This window comes from Kocuria salina (assembly GCF_013368965.1).
GTDB lineage: Bacteria > Actinomycetota > Actinomycetes > Actinomycetales > Micrococcaceae > Kocuria > Kocuria rosea.
In genome coordinates this window covers 1-20,598 of record NZ_SSSF01000003.1, presented here as the reverse complement: position 1 = coordinate 20,598, position 20,598 = coordinate 1, and the positions used below count along the sequence as shown (strand labels likewise).

The following is a 20,598-nucleotide window of genomic DNA, read 5'->3' as shown; positions in this document are numbered from 1 at the left end:
CCGATGCGTCACGGGATCGTCCGGGAAGTGGTGGCTGTCTGGGCGGGGGTGACGTGGATGGTGGCCTGCTGCAGATGGGGGACGTGTAGGCGCAGGTGCTCCTCGACGGCGTGGGCGAGGTTGTGGCCGGCCTCCACGCTCAGGGTGTTCTCCACGGCGATCGCTACCTCGGCCTCCAGGCGGTGCCCGCTCCACCGGGCCCGTGTCCGGCCCACCGCTGCGACCCCGGGTACGGCGGCGGCCGTGCGCTCGATCAAGTCCAAGGTCCCGTCCTCGACGCCGTCCATGAGCCGGCGCACGACCGTGCGCATCGACCCGACCAGCACCGCGATGATCACCGCGGCAATGGCCAGGCCGATCACCGGATCCACCCACGGGAGCCCGAACCAGGCGCCGATGACCCCGAGCACCACCGCTAGGGAGGTCAGGGCGTCGGTGCGGGCGTGCTGGCCCTCGGCGATCAGCGCCGCTGAGCCGATGCGCCGCCCGGCCCGGATGCGATAGCGGGCCACGACCTCGTTGCCGGCGGCCCCGACAAGGGCGGCAGCCAGGACCCACCCGAGGTGGGTCATGTCCTGCTGGGTGGTCAGCGCCCGCAGTGATTCCCAGACGATCAGCGCGGCCGAGAGGGCGATCACGGCCCCGATGAGCAGCCCGACCAGGTCCTCGGCCCGCCGGAACCCGTAGCTGTAGCGCCGGGTGGGGGCCTGGCGGCCGAGGCGGAAGGCAATGATCAGCGGGATGGTCGTGGCCAGGTGCCCGAGGTTGTGCACGGTGTCAGCGAGTAGGGCCACCGACCCGCTGAGCCAGACGATGACGATCTGCAGCAGTGCCGTGGCCCCCATCCCGGCCAGGCTGATCCAGGCGGCGCGGATGCCGATGGAACTGGCCTGCTCAGCGGTCTGGATGGCCTCGGTGTGGTCATGGCTGTGCGGGATGAGGGCGTGCTTGAGCCGGGCCCAACCGCCGTGGTGCCCATGACCCTCATGGTGACCATGGCCATGGTCCTGGGAGTGGGTGGGAGAGTCGCCGTGTGCGGGGGTGGGCCGGGCTGGTTTCACACTGGAAGCGTATCTACGTAGATACGAAGATACAAAGGCGCAGATAGCATGGTGCCGTGCACGACGAGCTGGTCCACCCTGCCCCCGATGATGAGCATGCCCGGATCGCTGCGGGAACCTTCCGCATGCTCTCCGATGCGACGCGGGTGAAAATCCTCTGGGCACTGTTCCAGGGCGAGTCCAGCGTGAACGCCCTGGCCGAGCTGGTCGGCGCCGCGCCCACGGCGGTGAGCCAGCACCTGGCCAAGCTGCGCCTGGCCGGATTGGTGGAGAGCCGGCGGCAGGGCACTTTCGCGTACTACTGGGCGACCGACACCCACGTGCACCGCCTGCTGGCCGAGGCGCTCTCGCACGCCGAGCACATCACCGGTGCCGCCCCGGCAGGCGCCCCGCACAGCTACCGCGCTACAGGCGCTGCTCGCAACGGGTGACCCACTCCATGTATCTCGCCGGGCGCGTTCGAGTCACAAAGCCGACGAGGGGGACTGCCGCACCGATAGGTGCACTTATCGGTGCGGCAGTCCCCTTTCGGCACTTGAAGGGGCCGTTCGTTGGCCACACGTCGACGCGGGGCGTATGGCAGTTCAAAGGTGACGGCGGGATGTGAAGTGGATTGTGGAGCTTCCCTCAAGACGACATGAAGATTCCCTGAAGCTTGCTCTGCTGGGTGCTCTACGTCCTGTTTTTCTGGGTCGATGAGGGCATAGTTTGCCAGTGAGAACACCCCGTTCTCATCCGTTCGTGCACGGACATTCGGGTGCCCCAGTATTCCTCCCCAGGGCTGGGGCGCCCGTCTTTAACGTGAAGGGGTGATCTGGCTCGGATCACAGGGTCCGACGGACCCCGGGCCACCTCGCGGGTCCTGCGCTGGGTCTCCCTTTCCTCGTTTCGTGCTTCGGTCGCACGGAGAAGCGCCTGCGTCGCCCATGGACCTTGGAGTCTTCATGGAACCTTGAGAATCCCGCGACGGGGACTCCAAGTGAGGCGTCCACCCTGGGACAGAGGGTCCCGGATGCACCGGGACCTTGTCGTTAACAGGGGGAATGATGAGTACTGGATCGAGGATGGGAGGGCATTTGCCGGCGGGTCTTGGAGACGCGGTGGTAAGGCCCACCCGCCGGTTGGTGGGGATCGATGCGGCCAGGGGGCTGGCGCTGATCGGGCTGATGGCCATTCATCTGCTACCGGCTTGGAACGAGGAGACCGGGGAAGCGAGCTGGTCGTGGCGGCTGTTCTCGGGGGACTCAGCGGCCCTGTTCGCCCTGCTGGCAGGGGTGGGGCTGGCACTGACCTCCGGGGGGCGGCACCCGCACGAGGGTAGGACGATGACCGCTGACCGGATCGGCCTGGTGGTGCGCGCGGTGCTGATCGCGATCGTGGGGTTGTGGATCGGGACGCTGATGTCGGAGGACCCGCCCGCTTACAACATCCTGATCTACTACGGGGTGTTCTTCCTGCTGGCGATTCCGTTCCTGCATGCAGGCCCGAAGGCCCTGTTCATCTCCGCAGTGCTTTTCGGGGTGGTGTCCCCGATGCTGATGCAGGGACTCCAAAATGCGTTGCCCGAATTCGTCTCCTACAACCCCACGTTCACGGATCTGCTCACGCAGCCCGGTGCCACGGCCTCCCAGCTGTTGCTGACCGGGACCTATCCGGCCCTGCCGTACATGACCTATCTCCTGGTCGGACTGGGGCTGGGGCGGTTGAATCTGCGCAAGACGGAGGTTCAAGCTCGACTGGTGGTGGTGGGCGTGGGGCTGGCGATCTTCGCCCAGACCACTTCCTATGTCCTGCTCTATGCCTTGGGTGGTTACCAGCGGCTGCTGGATGCCTCCTCAATGGGCGAGCACGAGCTGGAGGATGTACTGGTCTGGGGGCCAGACTCGTTGCCCACGGAGACTGTGTGGTGGTTGGCGATCGCCACCCCGCACACCAACACCCCGCTGGCGATCGCGGCCAGCCTTGGGGTGAGCCTGGCGGTGCTGGGCGTCTTCCTGCTGATCGGCCCGAAGATCGGGGCATGGTTGTTACCGCTGTCGGCGATGGGCGTGATGACCTTGACCCTCTACACCGTCCACTTGGTGGCACTGTCCTTCGAGGCCCACTACGAGCTGCCCTACCTGTGGTTCATGGTCCACCTGGCGGTGGCGGCGCTGTTCGCGGTGGCCTGGCACCGGAGCCTGGGGCAGGGACCGCTGGAGAAGGTGGTCAGCACCAGCGTGAAAGGCACCCGCCAGCTGGTGCTGGGCAGGCCGGCCCAGGACAGCCACGGATAGGCTGTACCGGTAGCCACGACATGACGGGCCGTGCCCGCCGCAGCAGACGTGCTCTCTGCGGCGGGCACGGCCCGCCGCCGTCACGGAACGGTCTGGTGACGCTGGGGTCAGTCCGGGGGCGTGTGGCGGGGCAGGTGGATCCGGAAGCTGGTCCCGCGTCCGGGGCCGCCGCTGGTGGCCTCCAGGGTCCCGCCTTGGGCCTCGACCAGGGATTTGCTGATGGCCAGTCCCAGGCCTGAGCCCACGCGGTGGGCCTCCCGGCCGGTGTTGGCGCGGTAGAAGCGCTCGAACACGTGCGGGAGGTGCTCGGAGCCGATGCCTTCCCCGGTGTCGGTGACGGTGACAGTGACCGCCTCCGGGGTGTGGTCGGTGCGCACGGTGACGGCCCCGCCGGATGGGGTGTGGCGTAAGGCGTTCTCCAGCAAGTTGCCCAACACTTGTCCCATCCGCTCCTGATCGACCAGCACCGGTGTGACCTCCATGCCGGTGCTGATGGAGGTCACCGAGATGTTCTGAGCGGCGGCGTCCTGTTGGACGGCCGCGGCCGCCTGGGCTGCCAGCCGGCCCGGGTCCTGGAGGGTCAGCTGCAGATGGGTCATGCCTTCCTCGGCGGCGGTGAGCTGGCGGATGTCGCGGGCCAGTCGCTCCAGCCGGGCGATCTGGGCGTACAAGATGCCCGTGGTTCGTGCATCCCACTCGACCACTCCGTCCTCGATGCCCTCTAGATGTCCTTTGAGACTGGCCAGGGGGGTGCGCATCTCATGAGCCAGATCGGCCAGCATCTGGCGCCGGGTGGTGTCCACGGCGTCGAGCCTGGCCGCCATGTCGTTGAAAGACCCAGCCAGGGAGTCGAACTCCGCGCCCAGGCTGGTGGAGGTGACACGCACGTCGTAGTTGCCGGCAGCCACCTCCTGGGCGGCGGTGCTGAAGGAGACCAGGGACCGCCCGATCGTGCGGTAGAGGTAGAAGGTGAGCATCCCGGCGATGTAGAGCGCCGGGAGCCCCCCGATGGTCAGGGCGGTGAGGCTCACCGAGCGGAAGGCGTCCTCCAGGTGCACCAGTCCGGTGGCCTCATCGGCGTGGCCGGCCTCGATGAGCTCGTGATAGAACATGTTCGGCCCGACCAGCACCGCGGTGATCACCACGATGATCAGCCCGATGGCCAGCACTGCGGTCTGGGCTAGCATCAATCGCACCGTCAATGGGCTCCAGGACAAAGACCAGGCCCGGGTCCGGTCGGAGACGGCGGCGCTCATCGCCCGGTGCCCATCCGGTAGCCGATCCCGCGGATCGTGTGGATGAATGTCGGCCTGGTGGCTACGTCGCCGAGCTTCTTGCGGATCCGTCCGATGTGCACATCCACCAGGTGCTCGTCCCCGGTCCAGTGCGTGTCCCAGACCATCTCCACCAGCTGCCGGCGCGAGAGCACCAGTTGGGGGCGGGCAGCCAGGCACAGGAGCAGGTCGAACTCGATCCTCGTCAACGCCACCGGTTCCCCGCCCAGGTGCACCTGGCGGGAGTCCCCGTCCACCACCAGGTCCCCGATCACCAGCCCCTGGTCCTGGCCCGCCGGCTCCGGGACGGGTGCGGACTGGGTGCGCACCCGGCGCAGCATGGCCTGCACCCGGGCCACGAGTTCGCGCGGGCTGAACGGCTTGGTCACGTAGTCGTCGGCTCCCATCGACAGGCCCACGATCTTGTCGACCTCATCATCCCGGGCGGTGAGCATCAGGACGTGGCAGTCCGAGAAGGTCCGCACCTGACGGCACACCTCGATCCCGTCGATCCCCGGCAGCCCGAGGTCGAGCACCAGCACGTCCGGGGCGAAGTTCCGTACCGCGGCCACCGCCTCCGTGCCGTCGTGGCGCATCACGACCTCCAGCCCGGCCTTGCGCAGATAGTCCGCGATCAGCTGCGCGAGGTCGACCTCGTCGTCGACCACCAGCACACGTCCGGTGAGCGGATCCGTCATCTGTCCTCCCGGTACTGATCGCTGTGACATGAACACTGTGCTGCGAGCCCCAGCGTCCCAGGGCGACCGTGTCTGAGGCCTCGGAAACGAAACAGGGGGGTGGACTCGTCGTGGCCGGGCTCACCGGTGAACCGGTGGTCGCTGTGGCTAACGATCCCCTGCACCGGGCCGATGAGAGGGATATCGGACACTGAGAAGATCGCGTGTCGCCCCTCCACGAGCCCGGACAGACGCAACACGGCCGGGATCCGGCCACCACCACCGGGCGAGGGGACTCCGGTGGTCTCGGCCATCTCGGTGACGGTGCGCGCGCTGGAGGAACAGGACCCCAGGCGAGGGGGAGGGGGGCCGTGTCCTGAGGCAAGAGGGCGCGGTGCTGCCAAACCTACGGTTGGTCGGTGACCGTTCGGGGTGCTGCTGACTGCGCGAAGGGTGCGCGCCCATCGGGTGCCGCGTCGGGGATCACCGCACTGGACTGGACTGGCTGGAACGGGTCGACGGGGACCATGACATCCCGGTGTCGGCCCGTTCCAGTCGATGACGGCCCAGCTCGTGGTCCTGGATCAGGCCGCGAACCACTCCTCCAACCAGCCCTGCATGAGCTCGATCTCCGCCTGCTGGTCCTCGATCATCTTCTCCGCCATGGCTCGCAACTCGGGGTCGGTGCCCATCTGCAGCTCCATCTCGGCCATCTCGAGAGCCATCTGGTGGTGGGCGATCATCTCTTCGAGGAAGGCCTTGTCGAACTCATCCCCGGACCGTTTCGCCAGCTCTTCGAGGCTCATGCCGTCCATGCCGTCCATGCCGTCCATGCCGTCCATGCCGTCCATCTCGCCCATCATGGCGCCCTGCATGTCGGCATTCATGCTCTGGCCATGGCCGCCATGGCCATGGCCGTGGACGTGGTGCCCGTGGCCGTGGTGGTGGCCGTGTCCATGGTGGTGGTGTCCCGGGGTGTTCTCGGCGGCCAGCCGCTGGGCCGCTGCTTCCAGTTGCTGGATCTCCTCGGTCTGGGCCTCGATGATCTTCTCCGCCAGGTCACGGATTTCGGGACGCTCGGACTTCTGCAGGGCCAGCTCGGCCATGTCGGTGGCACCTTGGTGGTGGGGGACCATCATCACGGCGAAGTGGCGGTCGTGGTTCATGTGCCGCTCAGCGCCCGTCTGTGCGGAGGCGGAGGCAGGCTGGTGCGTCGGGGACGCGACCGCCGCGGTCGCCCCGGCACCGCTGAGGGCCAGCGCCAGGGCCGTCCCGGCGGCCAGGTGCTTGAACGTCGACGTCATGACGAATCTCTCTTTCGCAGCAGCCCGTACTGGACCTGCACATCGTGGTGTTTGCTCTGTTCAGCCTCGGGTCGAGGCGGACCGATCCATCCACGGTAGCCCCGCCGCAGCTGGCTTCGCCGGGCTGGGAGGGCTGGGCGGTAGATCTTCACTGAACCTTCAAGAGCGGGCCCATCAGGCGGCCAGATCGGGGTGTTCCCCGGCGGTGGATGGGTGCAGGCATCTCCGGTTCTGACCGACCGATCCTGGATGCTGATCAGGTGGGGGGCACACCCGCCGCCCGCCACGAGCGGCATTCGTGGCGGACGGAGGGTTGGCTCAGCGGAAGGTGACGTAGCCGACCGTCGGCATGGCATTCACGCTGTGCACGAAGGTGCCCTGGGTGGGATTCAGCGCGGAGATCATCTTGCCGCCACCAAGGTAGATCCCGATGTGGGCCCCGCCGTTCTGGACGACGAGGTCGCCAGGCTGCGGGTCGGTGGTCAGGGTGCCGGCCGCCCACTGCTGCTGGCTAGTGCGGGGGAGGTCGATGCCCTGCTGGGCGTAGACCCACTGGGTGAAGCCGGAGCAGTCCCAGGCGCCGAAGTCCGTGCCGCCCCAGACGTAACCGGTGCCGGCTCCCTGCATCGCTGTGCCCACGATCCCGGAGGCGCCGGTAATTTCGGTGATGTCCGCCGATTGGGTGGACACCGCCACGGCCGATGTAGCCTGCTCGGGCGCGGCCGGGGCCTGGGAAGAGGCGGTGGAGACGGTCTGCGGGGCGGCCGCGGGCTGGGAGGCCGCCGAGGTGTAAGTCGTCAGTGCGGACGCGGGGGTCGCGTAGGCGGGGGCGGTCTCTGCGGGGACCTCGGCGTAGGCCTGGGCCGGGGCGATGGAGCCGATGAGCACCGCACCGGCGGTGGCAGCGATCGTGGTGTTGCGCACGGCGTGAGAGGTGGTCTCGGCACGGTGGCGGGCAGCGTGGCGCTTGAAAACAGTCATGGGTGAGTTCCTCCCTTTGCCTACGAGGTGAGCTGTCGGATGCGGGTGGGAGACACCCGGCCGGCAGAGCGCACGCGCTCTGCCGGCTTAACCCCAAGGCCCCGGATCACCGGGACCGAAAATGGTTCCCCCGCTTCTGCCAAGCGATATCTCTTCAGGAACCTCGAGCACCGGCAGAATTCGGCGATGTGCACGAGGGCGCCGACCGGATCAGTCATCGGCACGCAGTGGACAGTAGCCCATCCATAACGAAAGTGTCACGTTTAGGTCACGGCCTGGATTCTCTCCTCAGTCGGGAGCGGGAAGCTGTGATTCCGGCCTCGGAAAAATACGCCCCGAGGAAGTGAAACCGTCACGCAGCAGGACCCGTCGCGTAGCTCACACCGGTCTTTCAAAGCGCTCTGACTAGGACACATGGCATGGTGGCGCGCGTTTCGCTGGACGCAGCCGACAGCGACAGGGCTCTGCAACCATGCGCAGTCTTCAGCGCGGGCCGGGCCAGCACCAAGATTGTTGGGGAGGATTTTCAAGGTGGCTCACAGTTTGGGAGGGCTTCGGAAGTGCCCTTCCGAGGCCTTAGGGCAGGGTTTCTTCATGAAATCTCCATATTCAGCCCGCTGCACCGATGTAGAGGCCAGGTAGTGAGGCGGGATCGCGGATTCTTGAGGCGTTGATCTTCATCAAATCTTCAAGCTTTCGGGTCGCGTCACACAGAATCGGCAGTTTACTGTCGATGACATGGCGGGCTGGCTCCGGCCGGTTCGTCTCCTCGACCGAACCGACGAAGGAGCAAGCCATGACCCATCACGTGAGCGCGATGCTGGAGACCTACCCGAAGGACCTCGGGGGAGTGGACCAGGGCAAGCTGGCGGCCTGTATCGAGGCCTGCTTCGAGTGCGCCCAGACCTGCACCGCTTGTGCCGATGCCTGCCTGTCCGAGGACATGGTCGCCGAGCTGACCAAGTGCATCCGCACCAATCTCGACTGCGCGGACCTGTGCGAGGCCACCGGGCGGGTGCTCTCCCGGCACACCGGCTACGACGCGAACATCACCTTGGACGCGATCCGGGTCTGCCAGATGGCGTGCAAGGCGTGTGCTGATGAGTGCGAGCAGCACGCGGACATGCACGAGCACTGCCGGATCTGTGCTGAGGCCTGCCGTCGCTGCGAGGCCGCCTGTGCGGCACTGGTCGCCTCCCTGGGCTGAGCCCAGACTCGCGCTGACCCACGGACGCCGATGACCGGCCTCCGTCGGTGAAAGAGGAGCCTGATGGGCTGATCGGGCGTGCCCGGATGCGGGTTCCCTCTTCCCCCCGCCCCTTGTTCAGTACAGCTCTGCCCGCGCGGTTTGTTCACGCGCAGGGTACGGGGCTGATGACCGAGCCGGCACCTCGGGGTCGAGCTCCTTCATTGCGGAAGAGAGACATCATCATGCGTTCCATCCAGTTCCCTGGCCGTCGCACGGCGGCCGCCGCCTCCACCGTTGTCGTCGCCACGGCCCTGTGGGGCGGGGCCAGCGCCCCAGTGTTCGCCCACGGACAGGTGACCACCCCGGTCTCGTCCCACGCCCAGGATCAGGCCCCGGAGGACATGCTCGGCCCCGATCCCACCTCCCCGACCGCCTACGAATTCGGTGAGACCCTGGCCGGTTTGGAGGGCGAGCAGCTGGAGGTCACTTTCCTGGCCGAGATCATTGGCCACCACCAGGCCGCGATCGAGATGGCCCAGCTGGAGCTCGAGCGCGGGACCAGCCCGGACATCCGCACCCACGCGGAGAACATCATCGCCAGCCAGCAGCACCAGATCGACCAGTTCACCACCTGGTTGGAGGAGTGGTACGGGTTGACCCCGGAAGAGGCCAAGGCTCAGGCCCCGGAGGAAGCACAGGAGGAGATGAAGATCCTGGAGGAGGAGACCCGGATGATGGTCGAAGAACTGGCCGCTGTTGAGGCTGGCGAGGACTTCGACGTCGCTTTCGTGCAGAAGATGATCCCGCACCACAACGGCGGGATCGTCGAGTTCCTCGAGCTGCAGTCCCGCGCTGATCATGCTCAGCTGCGGGTGGCCTCCAGCGCTGGGATCACCGCGCAACAGGCGCAGATCGCGGACTTCCGCACCTGGCTGGCCGGCCAGAACTGAACGAGCACGCTCATGGTGAGGGGCCCGTCCACCGACGGGCCCCTCACCGTGAGCCGGTCGCGCGACCGGCTTCAGGGGTGAGTGTGGGGCTGCTGCCCGGTGCTGTTCGCCCCGTCGCGCCGGCGGACGACGACCCACTGTGCGACGACGATGATCAGGGCCACCACGGCGGTGACCACCAGGGTGAACGGGTCCGACTGGGCCTTCAGCAGCACGAACGGCACGAGCACCGCGGCGTCGAGCAGGATCGCGATCCCGGGGATCCAGGGCTTGGCCCCGACATCGTCCTTGAGGTGGCGCAGGATGCCGAGGTGGATGGCGATGTCCATGGCCAGGTACAGGATGGCGCCGAGGGAGGCGATCTGGGACAGGTCGAAGAACGCGGCCATCAGCATCGCCAGCCCGGCCGTGATGTAGAGGGACTGGTGACCCTCCTGCCCCGGCAGCCCGGGGGCCTGGCCCATGTCGCGGAGCATGTCGTAGAGCTTCGAGACCGAGAACAGGCTCGCGACCAGTCCCGACAGCGTCGCGACGACGGCGATCACCACGGTCAGCGTCACACCCCAGGCGCCGAACATCGGCTCGGCCGCCTCGGCCAGGGCGTAGTCCCGGGCCGCCACGATCTGCGGCACGGTCAGGCTGCCGGTGACCGCGACGGTGATCAGCAGGTAGAGCACGGTGCATAGGGCGATGGAGATCATGATGGAGCGGCCGATGTTGCGCTGCGGCTGCTGCAGGTCCGCGCCCTGGTTGGTGATCGTGGTGAAGCCCTTGTACGCCAGGATGCACAGGGTGGTCCCGGCCAGGAAGCCCAGCCAGCCCGCCTCCGGTGGGGTGCGGTCGGCGGCGGTGAACAGCCTGCCCAGGGAGGACACCCCTGCCGCGAGGATGCCCGCGACCGCCAGCACGGCGATCCCGACGATCTTGATTGCCGCGGTCACCGTGGCGGAGCGCTCCACCCACCGGTTGCCCACCAGGTTGACCAGGGCGGCGGCCGCGATGGCCACCACCGCCAGCACCGGCACCCACACCGCGGAGTCCTGCAGGCCGAAGGGGCGCAGCAGGTAGGAGGCGAAGGTGCGGCCCAGCAGGGACTCGGCCAGGATCATCGACACGTACATGAACAGGGAGAAGGACCCGGCGAGAACCCCGGGGCCGTAGGCGGCCTTGAGTAGCATCGCGATCCCGCCGGAGGACGGGTTGGTGGCCGAGTAGCGGATGTAGGAGTAGGAGCTGAACGCCACGACCACGGCCCCGGCGAGGAACGCCCAGGGCACCCAGCCCCCGGCCAGCTCCGCGACCTGCCCCACGAGGGCGAAGATGCCCGCACCGATCATCACCCCCGTGCCCAGGGCGACGGATCCGGTCAGGGAGAGCTTCTGCTGCGTCTGCGTGCTGTCGTTCATGGGGAGCTGCACGTCCTTCCTGCCGGGGTGCGATCGTTTGTCGGCGGTGGGGTTGTCGGACAAGGTCGGTGGGTCGGGCCCACCGCCGCTCAGCGGACCTCGAGGGTGCCCATCATGCCGAGGTCTTCGTGGTCGAGGGTGTGGCAGCGGAAGACGGGGCGGCCGCCGAAGTCGTCGAAGGCCACCCGGACGGTGACCCCCCCCCCCCCCCCCGAAGGCCGGGATGTTGACCACGTCCCGCCACCGCGGTGCGGAGACGTCGCGGCCCTCCTCGGCCACGACCTGCAGGGGTCACACGTGCAGGTGCACCGGGTGGTCCAGGGGGCTGGAGTTGGTCAGGGTCCACACCTCCACGGTGCCCACCCGGACCCGCTGGTCGGTGCGCTCGGCGTCGTACCCTTACCCGTCGATCGTGAAGGACATCATGCGGCCCGGTCTTCCTCCGCCGCATCCAGGGACAGCTGCTGGCGGCGGCTCAGCGGGCTCACCGGTCGCCTTCTTCCAGGGTCCGTAGGCGTTCCCGGTACTCCTCGGTGTTGATCTCTCCGCGGGCGTAGCGCTCCTGGAGGATCTCCCGGGACCGGCGCGGGCCTGCACCCGTCGTCGGCGGCGCGGTGCCGCCCTGCCAGGTGCCGCCGCCCGAGCCGCTGGTGAACGCCTTCACCAGCACGAAGACCAGCACCACCGTGCCCCCGATGAGCAGGAGCCAGAACAGCCACATCCACCCCATGCCGTCACCCCACATCATGACGGGTTCCTTCCGTGGTAGTTGGCGCTGTTCCGGGGCCGCCCTGTAGCGGCCCCGGACGACCTGCGGAGTCTCAGGAGCCGCTGGGCAGGCCCTGGAGCAGGCCCTCCATCTCGGTGATCTCGGCCTCCTGGGCCTCGATGACGTCCTGGGCCAGGGCCACGGCCTGCGGGTTCTGCCCCTGCTCGACCTGGTCGCGGGCCATCTCGACCGCGCCCTCGTGGTGGGCGGTCATCTGCTCCAGGTACAGCCGGGAGGCCTCGGTGCCCTGGGCGTCCTCCAGGGCCTGCATGTCCTCCTCGCTCATCATCCCGCTCATCCCCGCCCCGGAGCCGTGGTCCATGCCCTCCATGCCGCCGGACTCCATCATGGGCTCCTGGCCCCAGGCCTCGAGCATGGCGTTCATGCGCTCGATCTCCGGGCCCTGGGCGTCGATCACCTGCTGGGCGAAATCGGCGACCTCGGCCGGCACCTCCTCCTTGGCCAGCAGCGTCTCGCTCATCTCCACGGCCTGCTCGTGGTGCGGGACCATCATCTGGGCGAACATCACGTCCGCGTCGTTGTGCTCTTCGGCGATCGGCTCCTCGGAGGCCGAGGTGGTGCTGGGGGTCTCGGGGGCGGCGGTGGCCGGGGCGGCGGTCTCCGCGCTCGTGCCGGTGTCCTGCTCGTCGGCGCCGGTGCCGCAGCCGGTCAGGGCCAGGGCGGAGGCCAGGGCGAGGGTGCTGAGGGCGGTGGTTCGCTTCATGGGGGTGTCCTTCTCTTCTTGTCGGTTGTGTCGGTGGGTCAGTGGGTGGGGGCAGTCGTGGACTGCTCGGCGGGACGGCGGTCCTCGGCGCTGACGGCGGCCAGATGGGCCGGGTCGAGGTCGAGGCGGCGCAGCAGCTGGGCGTTGAGCGCCACCACGATCGTGGACGCCGACATCAGCACCGCGCCCACGGCCGGGGACAGCACGATCCCGATCGGCGCGAGCACCCCGGCGGCCAGGGGCACGGCGACCACGTTGTAGCCGGCGGCCCAGACCAGGTTCTGGATCATCTTCCGGTAGCTGGCCCGGGACAGGTCGATCATCGACAGCACCGCCCTCGGGTCGTTGCCGGCCAGGACCACCCCGGCCGACTCCATGGCCACGTCGGTGCCGGCGCCGATGGCGATGCCGACCTCGGCCCGGGCCAGGGCAGGGGCGTCGTTGACGCCGTCGCCGACCATCGCCACGGTCATCCCCCGGGACTGAAGCTCGGTGACCTTGGTGTCCTTGTCCTGCGGGAGGACCTCGGCGAAGACCTCGTCGATGCCCAGCTCGGCGCCCACGGCCTCGGCGACCTGCCGGGCGTCGCCGGTGATCATCGCCACGCGCACCCCCCGGTCCTGCAGGGCGGCCACGGCGGCGCGGGACTCGGGGCGGACCTTGTCCTCCAGGGCCAGGGCACCGATGACCGCTCCGTCCCGGAGCACGTGGAGGACCCCGGCGCCGCGGCTGGTCCACTCGTCCACGCCCGCCCGCAACGGCTCGGGGGTGTCCTGGTCGAGCTCGCGCAGCATGTTCGGCCCGCCCACCAGGACCTCGGCCCCGTCGACGGTGGCCTTCACGCCGCGGCCGGTGGCCGCGCGGAAACCGGTGCCCTGCAGGCCCAGCCGGGGGGCCTCGGGGTGCTCGGCGGCGGCGCGCACGATGGCCCGGGCCACGGGGTGCTCGCTGTCGGCCTCGGCCGCCGCCGCCCAGGCCAGCAGCTCACCCTCGGAGACCCCGGGGACAGGGGCCGTGCCGGTGACGGCATGCGCCCCTTCGGTCAGGGTCCCGGTCTTGTCGAAGAGCACCACGTCGATGGTGCGCATCCGCTCCAGGGCCAGCCGGTCCTTGATCAGCACCCCGGCCTTCGCCGCGCGCTCCGTGGAGATCGCGATGACCAGCGGGATCGCCAGGCCCAGGGCGTGCGGGCAGGCGATGACCAGCACGGTCACGGTGCGGATCACCGCGTCGTCGGGGCTGCCCAGGACCGTCCAGGCGATGGCGGTGAGGATGCCGGCGGCCAGGGCGAACCAGAACAGCAGCGCGGCGGCACGGTCGGCCAGGGCCTGGGCCCGGGAGGAGGACTCCTGGGCGGCCGCGACCATCCGCTGGATCCCGGCCAGGGCGGTGTCGGCGCCGACGGCTTCCACCCGCACGCGCACGGTGGTGTCGGTGGCCACGGTCCCGGCGACCACCGTCTCGCCCACGGTGCGGGCGACGGCCTGGGATTCGCCGGTGATCATGGACTCGTCGAACTCGGCCGTCCCGTCGACGATCTCCCCGTCGGCCGGGACCCGGGCCCCGGGGCGGATGAGCACGACGTCGCCCACGGCCAGCTCGGCGACGGGCACCGTGACGGTGTCGCCGTCGACGACCTTCTCGGCCTCGTCGGGCAGCAGCGCGGCCAGGGCGTCCAGGGCGGAGGAGGCCGCCCCGAGGGCGCGCATCTCCATCCAGTGGCCCAGCAGCATGATGACCACCAGCAGGGCCAGTTCCCACCAGAAGTCGAGGTCGAACCCGCCGATCCCCAGGGTGGTGACCCAGGAGGCGACGAAGGCGACGGTGATGGCCATGGCGATCAGCAGCATCATCCCCGGCTGCTTCGACTTCAGCTCGGTGAGCCCGCCGCGCAGGAACGGGGCACCACCGTAAAGGTAGATGACGGTGCCCAGCACCGGAGGGATCCAGGTAGAGCCCGGGAACTCGGGGACGTGGTAACCCAGCAGGTGCCCGACCATCGGGGAGAAGACCACCACGGGGACCGCCAGCACGAGACTGAGCCAGAACTTGTTCTTGAACATCGCCGTGGAGTGCCCGGCGTGCTCGCCGTGGGTGTGGACCTGGTGGTCCTCGTCCACCGCCGAGTGGGCGTGGGCGTGCGGCATGGCCTGCCCGTGGGTGTCGGCATCGGCGTGCCGGCCGCGGTGGGCCGCGCCGTGGTGATCGGCGGGGTGGTCCGTGTCGTGGCCGGTGTGCGCCTGGCCCGGGGCGGTGGGGCGGTCGTGGTGCTGCGGGGTGCTCATGGCGTTCCTTTTCGCGCAGGTCCCTGGCGGGCCAGGGCGGTGGTCGGTCTCGTCAGGCGGTGACGAGGGTGTAACCGGCTTCTTCCACTGCGGTGCGGACCGCCTCCGTGCTCAGCGGGTGTTCGGCGGTGACCGTGACGGTGGAGGCCCCACCGGCCACCAGGTCCACGTGCACCTCGCTCACACCCTTCAGGGCGGTGAGCTCCTCGGTGACGCTGGTGGCGCAGTGGCCACAGGTCATGCCCTGAACCTGGTAGGTCGACGTCGTGCCGGTAGTGGAAGCCGTCCCAGCAGCAGGAGCCGCGTGATCGGCGGCGGGGGCGGGTGCGCAGCAGGCGCAGCCGGTGGAGGCCATCGGCAACGGGGAGCGGGTCTCGTGGCTCATGTGAAGCTCCTTCGATCGATTCGGGCGGTAGGACCGGATACGTCCTCACCACCCCCAGGTATATACCCCCCAGGGGTATGTTGCAAGCGTGGGGTCATGCGGCGACCGTGGTTTCACGGGGGCGGTGCCGGGTGGGGCGGGGTAGCTCCACGGTGAAGACCGTCCCAGCTCCGGGACCGGAGGAGCTGACGTTCAGCGTTCCGCCGTGGGCCTCGACCAGGGCCCGGGAGATGGTCAGGCCGATCCCGGAGCCGCCGTGGTCGCGGTCCCGGGCGGTGTCCCCGCGCCAGGAGCGCTCGAACACCTGGGGCAGGTTCTCGGCGGCGATCCCGTCGCCGGTGTCGGCCACGACCAGGCCGAGACGGCCGGGGCCGTGGACGGCGGCGCGCACGGTCACCGTGCCACCGGGCGGTGTGTGGCGCAGGGCGTTGGTGAGCAGGTTGCCCAGCACCTGACCCATCCGCTGCCGGTCCACCTCCACGACCCCGGCGGCATCCTGCGCCTCGAGCACCAGATGCACGCCCTTGGCGGCGTAGGCCTCCCGGTGGGCCTCGACGGCGGTGCGCAGCAGCTCGTCGACGGGTTGTGCGGTGCGCTCCAGCTCGATCCGGCCCTCCTCGGCCCGGGAGACGTCGTGGATGTCCTCGACCAGGCGCGTGAGGCGTCCCAGCTGGTCGGTCATGAGCTCCCCGGTGGCCTCGTCCCAGTGCGTCACCCCGTCTTGGAGAGCCTCGCAGTAGACGGAGAGCACCGAGATCGGAGTGCGCATCTCGTGGGCCAGGTCCGAGAGCATCCGCCGGCGGGTGTCCTCGGTGCGCTGCAGACGGGTGGCCATGGTGTTGAACGAGGTGGCGACCGCGTCCACCTCGGTGCCGGCACCCAGGGCCGGGACCCGGGTGTCGTAGCGCCCGCGGGCCATGGACTGGGCCGCCTGGGTAAGTGCGGCCAGGGGCCGCTGGAGGCGGCGGGTGAAGAACCAGGTCACCGCCGCCGCGCACACCACAGCAGTGCTCAGGGCCGCCCCCAGGATGATGAGGTTGGTGTCACGGTAGGCCTGCTCCACGTGCAGGAGTTCCGGGGAGTTCTCCGAGTGCCCGGCCATGATCAGGTGTTCGTGGAAGATCGGGGGCCCGGCCAAGGAGGCCACGGCCACGGCGGCGAGGATGCTGGCGGCCACCACGATGGCCTGGGCCAGGAAGAACCGGGAGGCCAACCCCCAGCTGTGCCGCCGGCCGCTCACCGGCTCACCATCCGATAGCCGACCCCGCGCACGGTGTCGATGTAGGCGCTCTGATCCTCACTGAGTTTCCGGCGCAGGTGACCGATGTGCACATCCACCAGCCGCTCATCGCCCACCCAGGCCGGGTCCCACACGGTGTCGATGAGCTGACGACGGGACAACGCCTGGTGCGGCCGCGCCGTCAGGGCGGCCAGCAGGTCGAACTCGGTGCGGGTCAACCCCACCGGCTCACCGACCACCCGCGCCTCATGGGCGGTGAGATCGACGGTCAGGTCCCCGAACACCCGGGCCGGCTCCACAGCAGTCACGGTGGTGCGGGGCCGGCGCAGCACCGCGGCCACCCTCGCGACGAGCTCACGCACACTGAAAGGCTTGGTGATGTAGTCATCGGCCCCGGCCGCCAGGCCGGCCAGCTTGTCGTCTTCGTCCCCGCGGGCGGTGAGCATCAGCACGTAGCACTCGGAGAAGCCCCGGATCCTGCGGCACACCTCGATCCCGTCCAGCCCGGGTAACCCCAGATCCAGCACCACCACATCAAAGCTCCGGCTGCGGGCGGCCTCCACGGCGTCGGGCCCGGTGTGGGCGGTGGCCACGTCATAGCCGGCGCGGGTGAGGTAGGTGGCGATCATCCGGGCCAGGGGCTTCTCGTCGTCGACCACCAGCACCCGCCCGGTCACCGCATCGATGCCAGAATCCATGACTTCAGTGTCCCCTCCGTCCGCACCGCATTCGTGCCGGAGACTGGTCGGGGGAGGAATCTTCGCCAAACCTTCACGGAGAACGCCACAGGGTCCCTCCCCGACCGGTCGACAATGGTGGATGGCCCTCGCAGTGTGGTGCGAGGCGGAAAGGACCCATGAACCCCCCGACCCGTAGAACCCTGCTCGTGGGCGGCCTCGGCCTGCTCGGCACCGGCGCCCTGGCCGCGTGTACTTCCCCGGCGGAGAGCCCGGCACCGGCCGGAGCGAGCAGCACCGGCACGGCGATCACCCATGTGCACGCCATCACCCGCGACACGGTGACCGGAGGCGGCGCAGGAGCAGGAGCAGGAGCAGGGGTGATCCTGCTGGCCACCCATGAAGGGCTGTTCCGTCTCCAGGACGGGGAACTGACTCAGGCAAGTCCGGTCGTGGACCTGATGGGCTTCACCGTCACGCCCGAGGGCCGCTATCTGGCCTCGGGCCACCCCGGTATCGGCACCGATCTGCCCGAACCGGTCGGGTTGATCGAATCCACCGATCAGGGCGAGACCTGGGAGGTGCTCTCGAGGGGCGGGGAATCGGACTTCCACACCCTGGCCGCCGGTCCGAACGGGGTGCTCGGCTTCGATGGGCAGCTGCGCGCCAGCTCCGACGGGCGCACCTGGGACACCCTCGAGATCCCCTCCGCCCCGGCCGCCCTGGCGATCGCCCCGGGCACAGGCACCATCCTGGCCACCACCGAGGACGGCGTCATGCGCTCCCAGGACGACGGTGCCACCTGGGACACCCTGGACACCCCGCAGCTGATGTCCCTGATCGCCTGGGCCGACGACAAGACCATCGTCGGGGCCGGGGTCGACGGGAACCTGCTGACCAGCGCAGATGCCGGGGAAACCTGGACGGCCAGTGACCAGCCGATCGGGGAGATCACCGCCCTGGGGGCCGGGCTCACGGAGGAAGGCGAGACTGAGGCCCTGCTCGTGGCCGACGGAACCGTGCTGCGCACCACCGACGGCGGGAACACCATCGAACAGCTGCTTTGACCCCGTTCACGTTCACCCGCTCGTGGACGAGTCTCCCTGGCACGCCCACGTCTCAAGCGTTCACGCACAATGCCCGCCCACAATGCCCGTCAATGTGCGCGCCTGGAGCAGGGCAGCAGGAGCTGTCCCTCAACCGATGCCGGGGCAGAACAAGAGACCCCTGCTCTCTGCAGGGGCCTCTTGAAGGATGCCGGGGGCAGGCTACGCGCACTCGTCGTAGTGGTCCTCATGCTCCGCATGCCGGTGACCGTCGTGGAGATAATCCACATGATCGCCGTGTTCAACGGTCTCGTGCCCGCAGTTCTCTCCGTGAGTGTGTTCTGCTTTGGTGTGCTCGGCCTGCTTGTCGTGACCAGCCATGATGATCCCCCTTGGACGTACGGGCCCAGGACAGGCTCGTCTTTCCAGTGGAGCACCGGCACCAGGATCTGGCAATGCTTCTGCGGGACCACCAGGGCGAGACCCGGCCCTGCCCGAAGTGCACGCTTCTGCTGACGAAGCAGAAATTTCCTGGCGGATCTCCCACCCTAGAACTCAGGGACCAAACGCGCTATCGCTGATTGATCCGCGGACACTGGCTGCATCAGTAGCTCGACGCGACCTTCTTTACATATGGCGGATTGTCGGACACTCAGCTCTGGAATTTTTGGCCTCTGCTGGTGGGTCCGTGTGGTCGACCCGGCTCTGCCGGCGCGGTGATGCATGAGGTGGGACAGTGCTTGCGACAGGTACACCAATGGCCCCGGCAACCCGGTGCGAGGGTTACCGGGGCCGTAGGCGTGCTGCTCAGGCGGTGCGGGCGCGCCGTCGCAGCCAGAACGCGCCACCAGCAAGGGTCACGGTCAGGGCCAGGCCACCGGTCACCGCGGCGGCGCTGTCGCCGTCGGCGGTTTCCACGGCCACGCCGGTGTCGGCGCCGCCGACTGGGACCTGCTCGATCTGCGGTGCCTCCTCCAGACCAGTGCCATCGGGGCCGGCGATGATGCCGGTGTTCGGGGGCAGAGTGTCCCGGGCCAGCTCACGCTGCTCCACGATCTCGGCCACCGTCGCGGCGTCGTAGGCGTAAGCCTCGCTCTCACACGCCACGCCGTCGGCGTCGGTGTCCAGAGCGGGGTGGTACGCCGGGCTGCCCTGGGGGATGTTGTACACCCCTGCGGCGAAGGCTGCATCACAGACGGGGAAGATGGGTCCGTAAACGTCGGCCGACGCCGGGGCAGCACTGAGGGCTGAAAATCCGACGGCGGTGATCAGTGCGGCACTTGCTGCGCTTTTTCGCATCTGTTTGTCGCTTTCTGAGAGGTATTTGTCTTTGCAACGTATCCAGCCGACATCCTTGAGTCAATCCCGTCAGCGACACAAACCTGATCTGTTCCAGTCTTGTTGATTTCAGGAGTTCATTGGGCCGAGGCGAAACCTATGCACGGCGCGGCGGCCGCCCCGTTCCCGTCCATGGCACCGGGGACCACGCCGTGGACCCCGTCCCCGGAGCAGAGCCTCCGGTCGCGCCTCGGTGCCCCCGCCTTCCCGCAGGGAACTGCTCATGCTCCGTGGCACTGCGGGGACTGCGGCGTTGCACATGAAGTTGCTCATCGCGCCGGGGTGAGTCTCCGCCCGGGCATGATGTAGTGACCTTGGGAGGTGCGTTGAGGTTGGCCCTCCCGTGCGCGGAGGGTCAGAGCACCTCTGCCCCGAGCACGATGAGGCCAGCCAAGATGCCAGCACATCCCAGGACGCCGATGGGACCGGCGGTGAAGGCAGGTTCTGCTCGGTACTGCGGATGATCCGGCGGAGGAGCCTGGCGCCGTGAGGCGTAGAGACCCGCAAGTGACTTCCGGCAGAGCAGGAGGACCACGCCGGTGATCACCATGGCAGCACCCAAGACAAGGCTCGGCCACCCCACTAGAACATCTCCCGCGGCAGGAACAGACCCATCAAGATGATCACGACCCCCAGGACGACGGCGCCGACCCCGGGAGAGAGCAGCGCCGAAGAACCGGTGCGATCTGCGAAGATCTGACCGACTCGCCGGCCGAACAGCACGCTTTGGGCCTCGATGATGACTGAGATCAGCGTTTTGCGGAACCTGATGACCACAATGCCGAAGACGATCATCACGGGGCCCATGATCAGGGCCGGCCAGAAGATGTCCTCCACTGCACACCTCCTGTAGAACTTTCCGCTTTGTCTCGGCTCAAGCCCAGAACTATCAGGCCCAGCGCGCACGGAGAAGGCGCACTTGTGCTGGCGTGCAGGCTAATGCACGTCGAGGCCACGGGAACTGCCGCACGGCAAGTGACATATGACCTGACTCGCCGGTCAGGTGGGCCCACCTG

Annotated in this window: 23 protein-coding genes and 1 riboswitch; of the genes, 5 read left to right on the top strand and 18 right to left on the bottom strand. The window is 68.6% G+C overall.

Going from position 1 to position 20,598, the window contains the following annotated elements:
* Window positions 1–8: 8 nt before the first annotated feature.
* The gene (locus E7Z53_RS06795) at window positions 9–1,061 is read right to left on the bottom strand and encodes a cation diffusion facilitator family transporter (protein WP_047803061.1); all 1,053 of its coding nucleotides are present in this window, start codon (window positions 1,059–1,061) and stop codon (window positions 9–11) included.
* Between the two features lie 56 nt (window positions 1,062–1,117).
* Between E7Z53_RS06795 and E7Z53_RS06790 the strand changes: the two genes are divergently transcribed.
* Together E7Z53_RS06790 and E7Z53_RS06785 are read left to right on the top strand one after the other, a co-directional pair.
* Window positions 1,118–1,492 (top strand): ArsR/SmtB family transcription factor, encoded by a 375-nt coding sequence (locus E7Z53_RS06790; protein ID WP_047803062.1) that lies wholly within the window; start codon window positions 1,118–1,120, stop codon window positions 1,490–1,492.
* 693 nt (window positions 1,493–2,185) lie between these two features.
* Entirely contained in the window at window positions 2,186–3,337 is a 1,152-nt protein-coding gene (locus E7Z53_RS06785; RefSeq protein ID WP_229588155.1) for a heparan-alpha-glucosaminide N-acetyltransferase domain-containing protein, read from the top strand.
* Window positions 3,338–3,444: 107 nt separating this feature from the next.
* On the opposite strand, the gene E7Z53_RS06780 is transcribed toward E7Z53_RS06785, so the two are convergent.
* The 5 genes from E7Z53_RS06780 to E7Z53_RS06760 form a co-directional block, all read right to left on the bottom strand.
* Window positions 3,445–4,524 carry a sensor histidine kinase gene (locus tag E7Z53_RS06780; protein ID WP_047803064.1) on the bottom strand — a complete coding sequence of 360 codons (1,080 nt, stop codon included), beginning with the start codon at window positions 4,522–4,524 and terminating at the stop codon, window positions 3,445–3,447.
* A 65-nt stretch (window positions 4,525–4,589) separates the two neighbouring features.
* A complete protein-coding gene (locus tag E7Z53_RS06775) occupies window positions 4,590–5,309 on the bottom strand; it encodes a response regulator transcription factor (protein ID WP_176337449.1) in 720 nt (239 codons plus the stop codon).
* 563 nt (window positions 5,310–5,872) lie between these two features.
* A complete protein-coding gene (locus E7Z53_RS06770; protein WP_176337448.1) occupies window positions 5,873–6,592 on the bottom strand; it encodes a DUF305 domain-containing protein in 720 nt (239 codons plus the stop codon).
* A 318-nt stretch (window positions 6,593–6,910) separates the two neighbouring features.
* Entirely contained in the window at window positions 6,911–7,573 is a 663-nt protein-coding gene (locus E7Z53_RS06765; protein WP_047803065.1) for a C40 family peptidase, read from the bottom strand.
* 5 nt (window positions 7,574–7,578) lie between these two features.
* A riboswitch (cyclic di-AMP (ydaO/yuaA leader) is annotated at window positions 7,579–7,769 on the bottom strand.
* Between the two features lie 413 nt (window positions 7,770–8,182).
* Window positions 8,183–8,371, bottom strand: a complete 189-nt coding sequence (locus E7Z53_RS06760) for a hypothetical protein (protein ID WP_141246848.1) — start codon at window positions 8,369–8,371, stop codon at window positions 8,183–8,185.
* Here E7Z53_RS06760 and E7Z53_RS06755 point away from each other — a divergent pair.
* Both E7Z53_RS06755 and E7Z53_RS06750 read left to right on the top strand, forming a co-directional pair.
* Entirely contained in the window at window positions 8,370–8,780 is a 411-nt protein-coding gene (locus tag E7Z53_RS06755; protein WP_047803066.1) for a four-helix bundle copper-binding protein, read from the top strand. The genes E7Z53_RS06760 and E7Z53_RS06755 overlap by 2 nt on opposite strands.
* Before the next feature lie 224 nt (window positions 8,781–9,004).
* The gene (locus E7Z53_RS06750) at window positions 9,005–9,712 is read left to right on the top strand and encodes a DUF305 domain-containing protein (protein ID WP_047803067.1); all 708 of its coding nucleotides are present in this window, start codon (window positions 9,005–9,007) and stop codon (window positions 9,710–9,712) included.
* Window positions 9,713–9,783: 71 nt separating this feature from the next.
* Here E7Z53_RS06750 and E7Z53_RS06745 read toward each other — a convergent pair whose 3' ends face one another.
* From E7Z53_RS06745 to E7Z53_RS06710, 9 genes are all read right to left on the bottom strand, one after another.
* Window positions 9,784–11,118: an APC family permease gene (locus E7Z53_RS06745; RefSeq protein WP_075872539.1), complete on the bottom strand. Its 1,335-nt coding sequence runs from the start codon at window positions 11,116–11,118 to the stop codon at window positions 9,784–9,786.
* 89 nt (window positions 11,119–11,207) lie between these two features.
* Entirely contained in the window at window positions 11,208–11,303 is a 96-nt protein-coding gene (locus E7Z53_RS20745; RefSeq protein WP_331457110.1) for a hypothetical protein, read from the bottom strand.
* Window positions 11,304–11,409: 106 nt separating this feature from the next.
* On the bottom strand, window positions 11,410–11,466 hold the full coding sequence (locus E7Z53_RS20740) for a hypothetical protein (RefSeq protein ID WP_238986074.1): 57 nt from the start codon (window positions 11,464–11,466) through the stop codon (window positions 11,410–11,412).
* Between the two features lie 136 nt (window positions 11,467–11,602).
* Window positions 11,603–11,866, bottom strand: coding sequence for an SHOCT domain-containing protein (locus tag E7Z53_RS06735; protein ID WP_047804183.1), 264 nt, complete (start codon window positions 11,864–11,866; stop codon window positions 11,603–11,605).
* A gap of 73 nt (window positions 11,867–11,939) precedes the next feature.
* Window positions 11,940–12,611 (bottom strand): DUF305 domain-containing protein, encoded by a 672-nt coding sequence (locus E7Z53_RS06730; protein WP_047804184.1) that lies wholly within the window; start codon window positions 12,609–12,611, stop codon window positions 11,940–11,942.
* Between the two features lie 38 nt (window positions 12,612–12,649).
* Window positions 12,650–14,896 (bottom strand): heavy metal translocating P-type ATPase, encoded by a 2,247-nt coding sequence (locus E7Z53_RS06725; protein WP_176337447.1) that lies wholly within the window; start codon window positions 14,894–14,896, stop codon window positions 12,650–12,652.
* Between the two features lie 52 nt (window positions 14,897–14,948).
* Complete coding sequence (locus E7Z53_RS06720; protein ID WP_176337446.1) at window positions 14,949–15,281, bottom strand: heavy-metal-associated domain-containing protein; 333 nt, start codon at window positions 15,279–15,281, stop codon at window positions 14,949–14,951.
* Between the two features lie 94 nt (window positions 15,282–15,375).
* The gene (locus tag E7Z53_RS06715; protein ID WP_176337445.1) at window positions 15,376–16,521 is read right to left on the bottom strand and encodes a sensor histidine kinase; all 1,146 of its coding nucleotides are present in this window, start codon (window positions 16,519–16,521) and stop codon (window positions 15,376–15,378) included.
* Entirely contained in the window at window positions 16,518–17,219 is a 702-nt protein-coding gene (locus E7Z53_RS06710) for a response regulator transcription factor (RefSeq protein WP_047804188.1), read from the bottom strand. Before E7Z53_RS06710 ends, E7Z53_RS06715 begins: the two co-directional genes overlap by 4 nt.
* Window positions 17,220–17,377: 158 nt before the next feature.
* On the opposite strand from E7Z53_RS06710, the gene E7Z53_RS06705 reads away from it, so the two are divergent.
* The gene (locus tag E7Z53_RS06705) at window positions 17,378–18,265 is read left to right on the top strand and encodes a F510_1955 family glycosylhydrolase (RefSeq protein ID WP_176337444.1); all 888 of its coding nucleotides are present in this window, start codon (window positions 17,378–17,380) and stop codon (window positions 18,263–18,265) included.
* Between the two features lie 201 nt (window positions 18,266–18,466).
* On the opposite strand, the gene E7Z53_RS06700 is transcribed toward E7Z53_RS06705, so the two are convergent.
* The 3 genes from E7Z53_RS06700 to E7Z53_RS06690 form a co-directional block, all read right to left on the bottom strand.
* Window positions 18,467–18,625: a zinc transporter permease gene (locus tag E7Z53_RS06700; protein ID WP_075872999.1), complete on the bottom strand. Its 159-nt coding sequence runs from the start codon at window positions 18,623–18,625 to the stop codon at window positions 18,467–18,469.
* Between the two features lie 426 nt (window positions 18,626–19,051).
* On the bottom strand, window positions 19,052–19,543 hold the full coding sequence (locus tag E7Z53_RS06695) for an excalibur calcium-binding domain-containing protein (protein ID WP_075872998.1): 492 nt from the start codon (window positions 19,541–19,543) through the stop codon (window positions 19,052–19,054).
* Window positions 19,544–20,164: 621 nt separating this feature from the next.
* Window positions 20,165–20,419, bottom strand: coding sequence for a hypothetical protein (locus E7Z53_RS06690; protein ID WP_176337443.1), 255 nt, complete (start codon window positions 20,417–20,419; stop codon window positions 20,165–20,167).
* Window positions 20,420–20,598 lie beyond the last annotated feature (179 nt).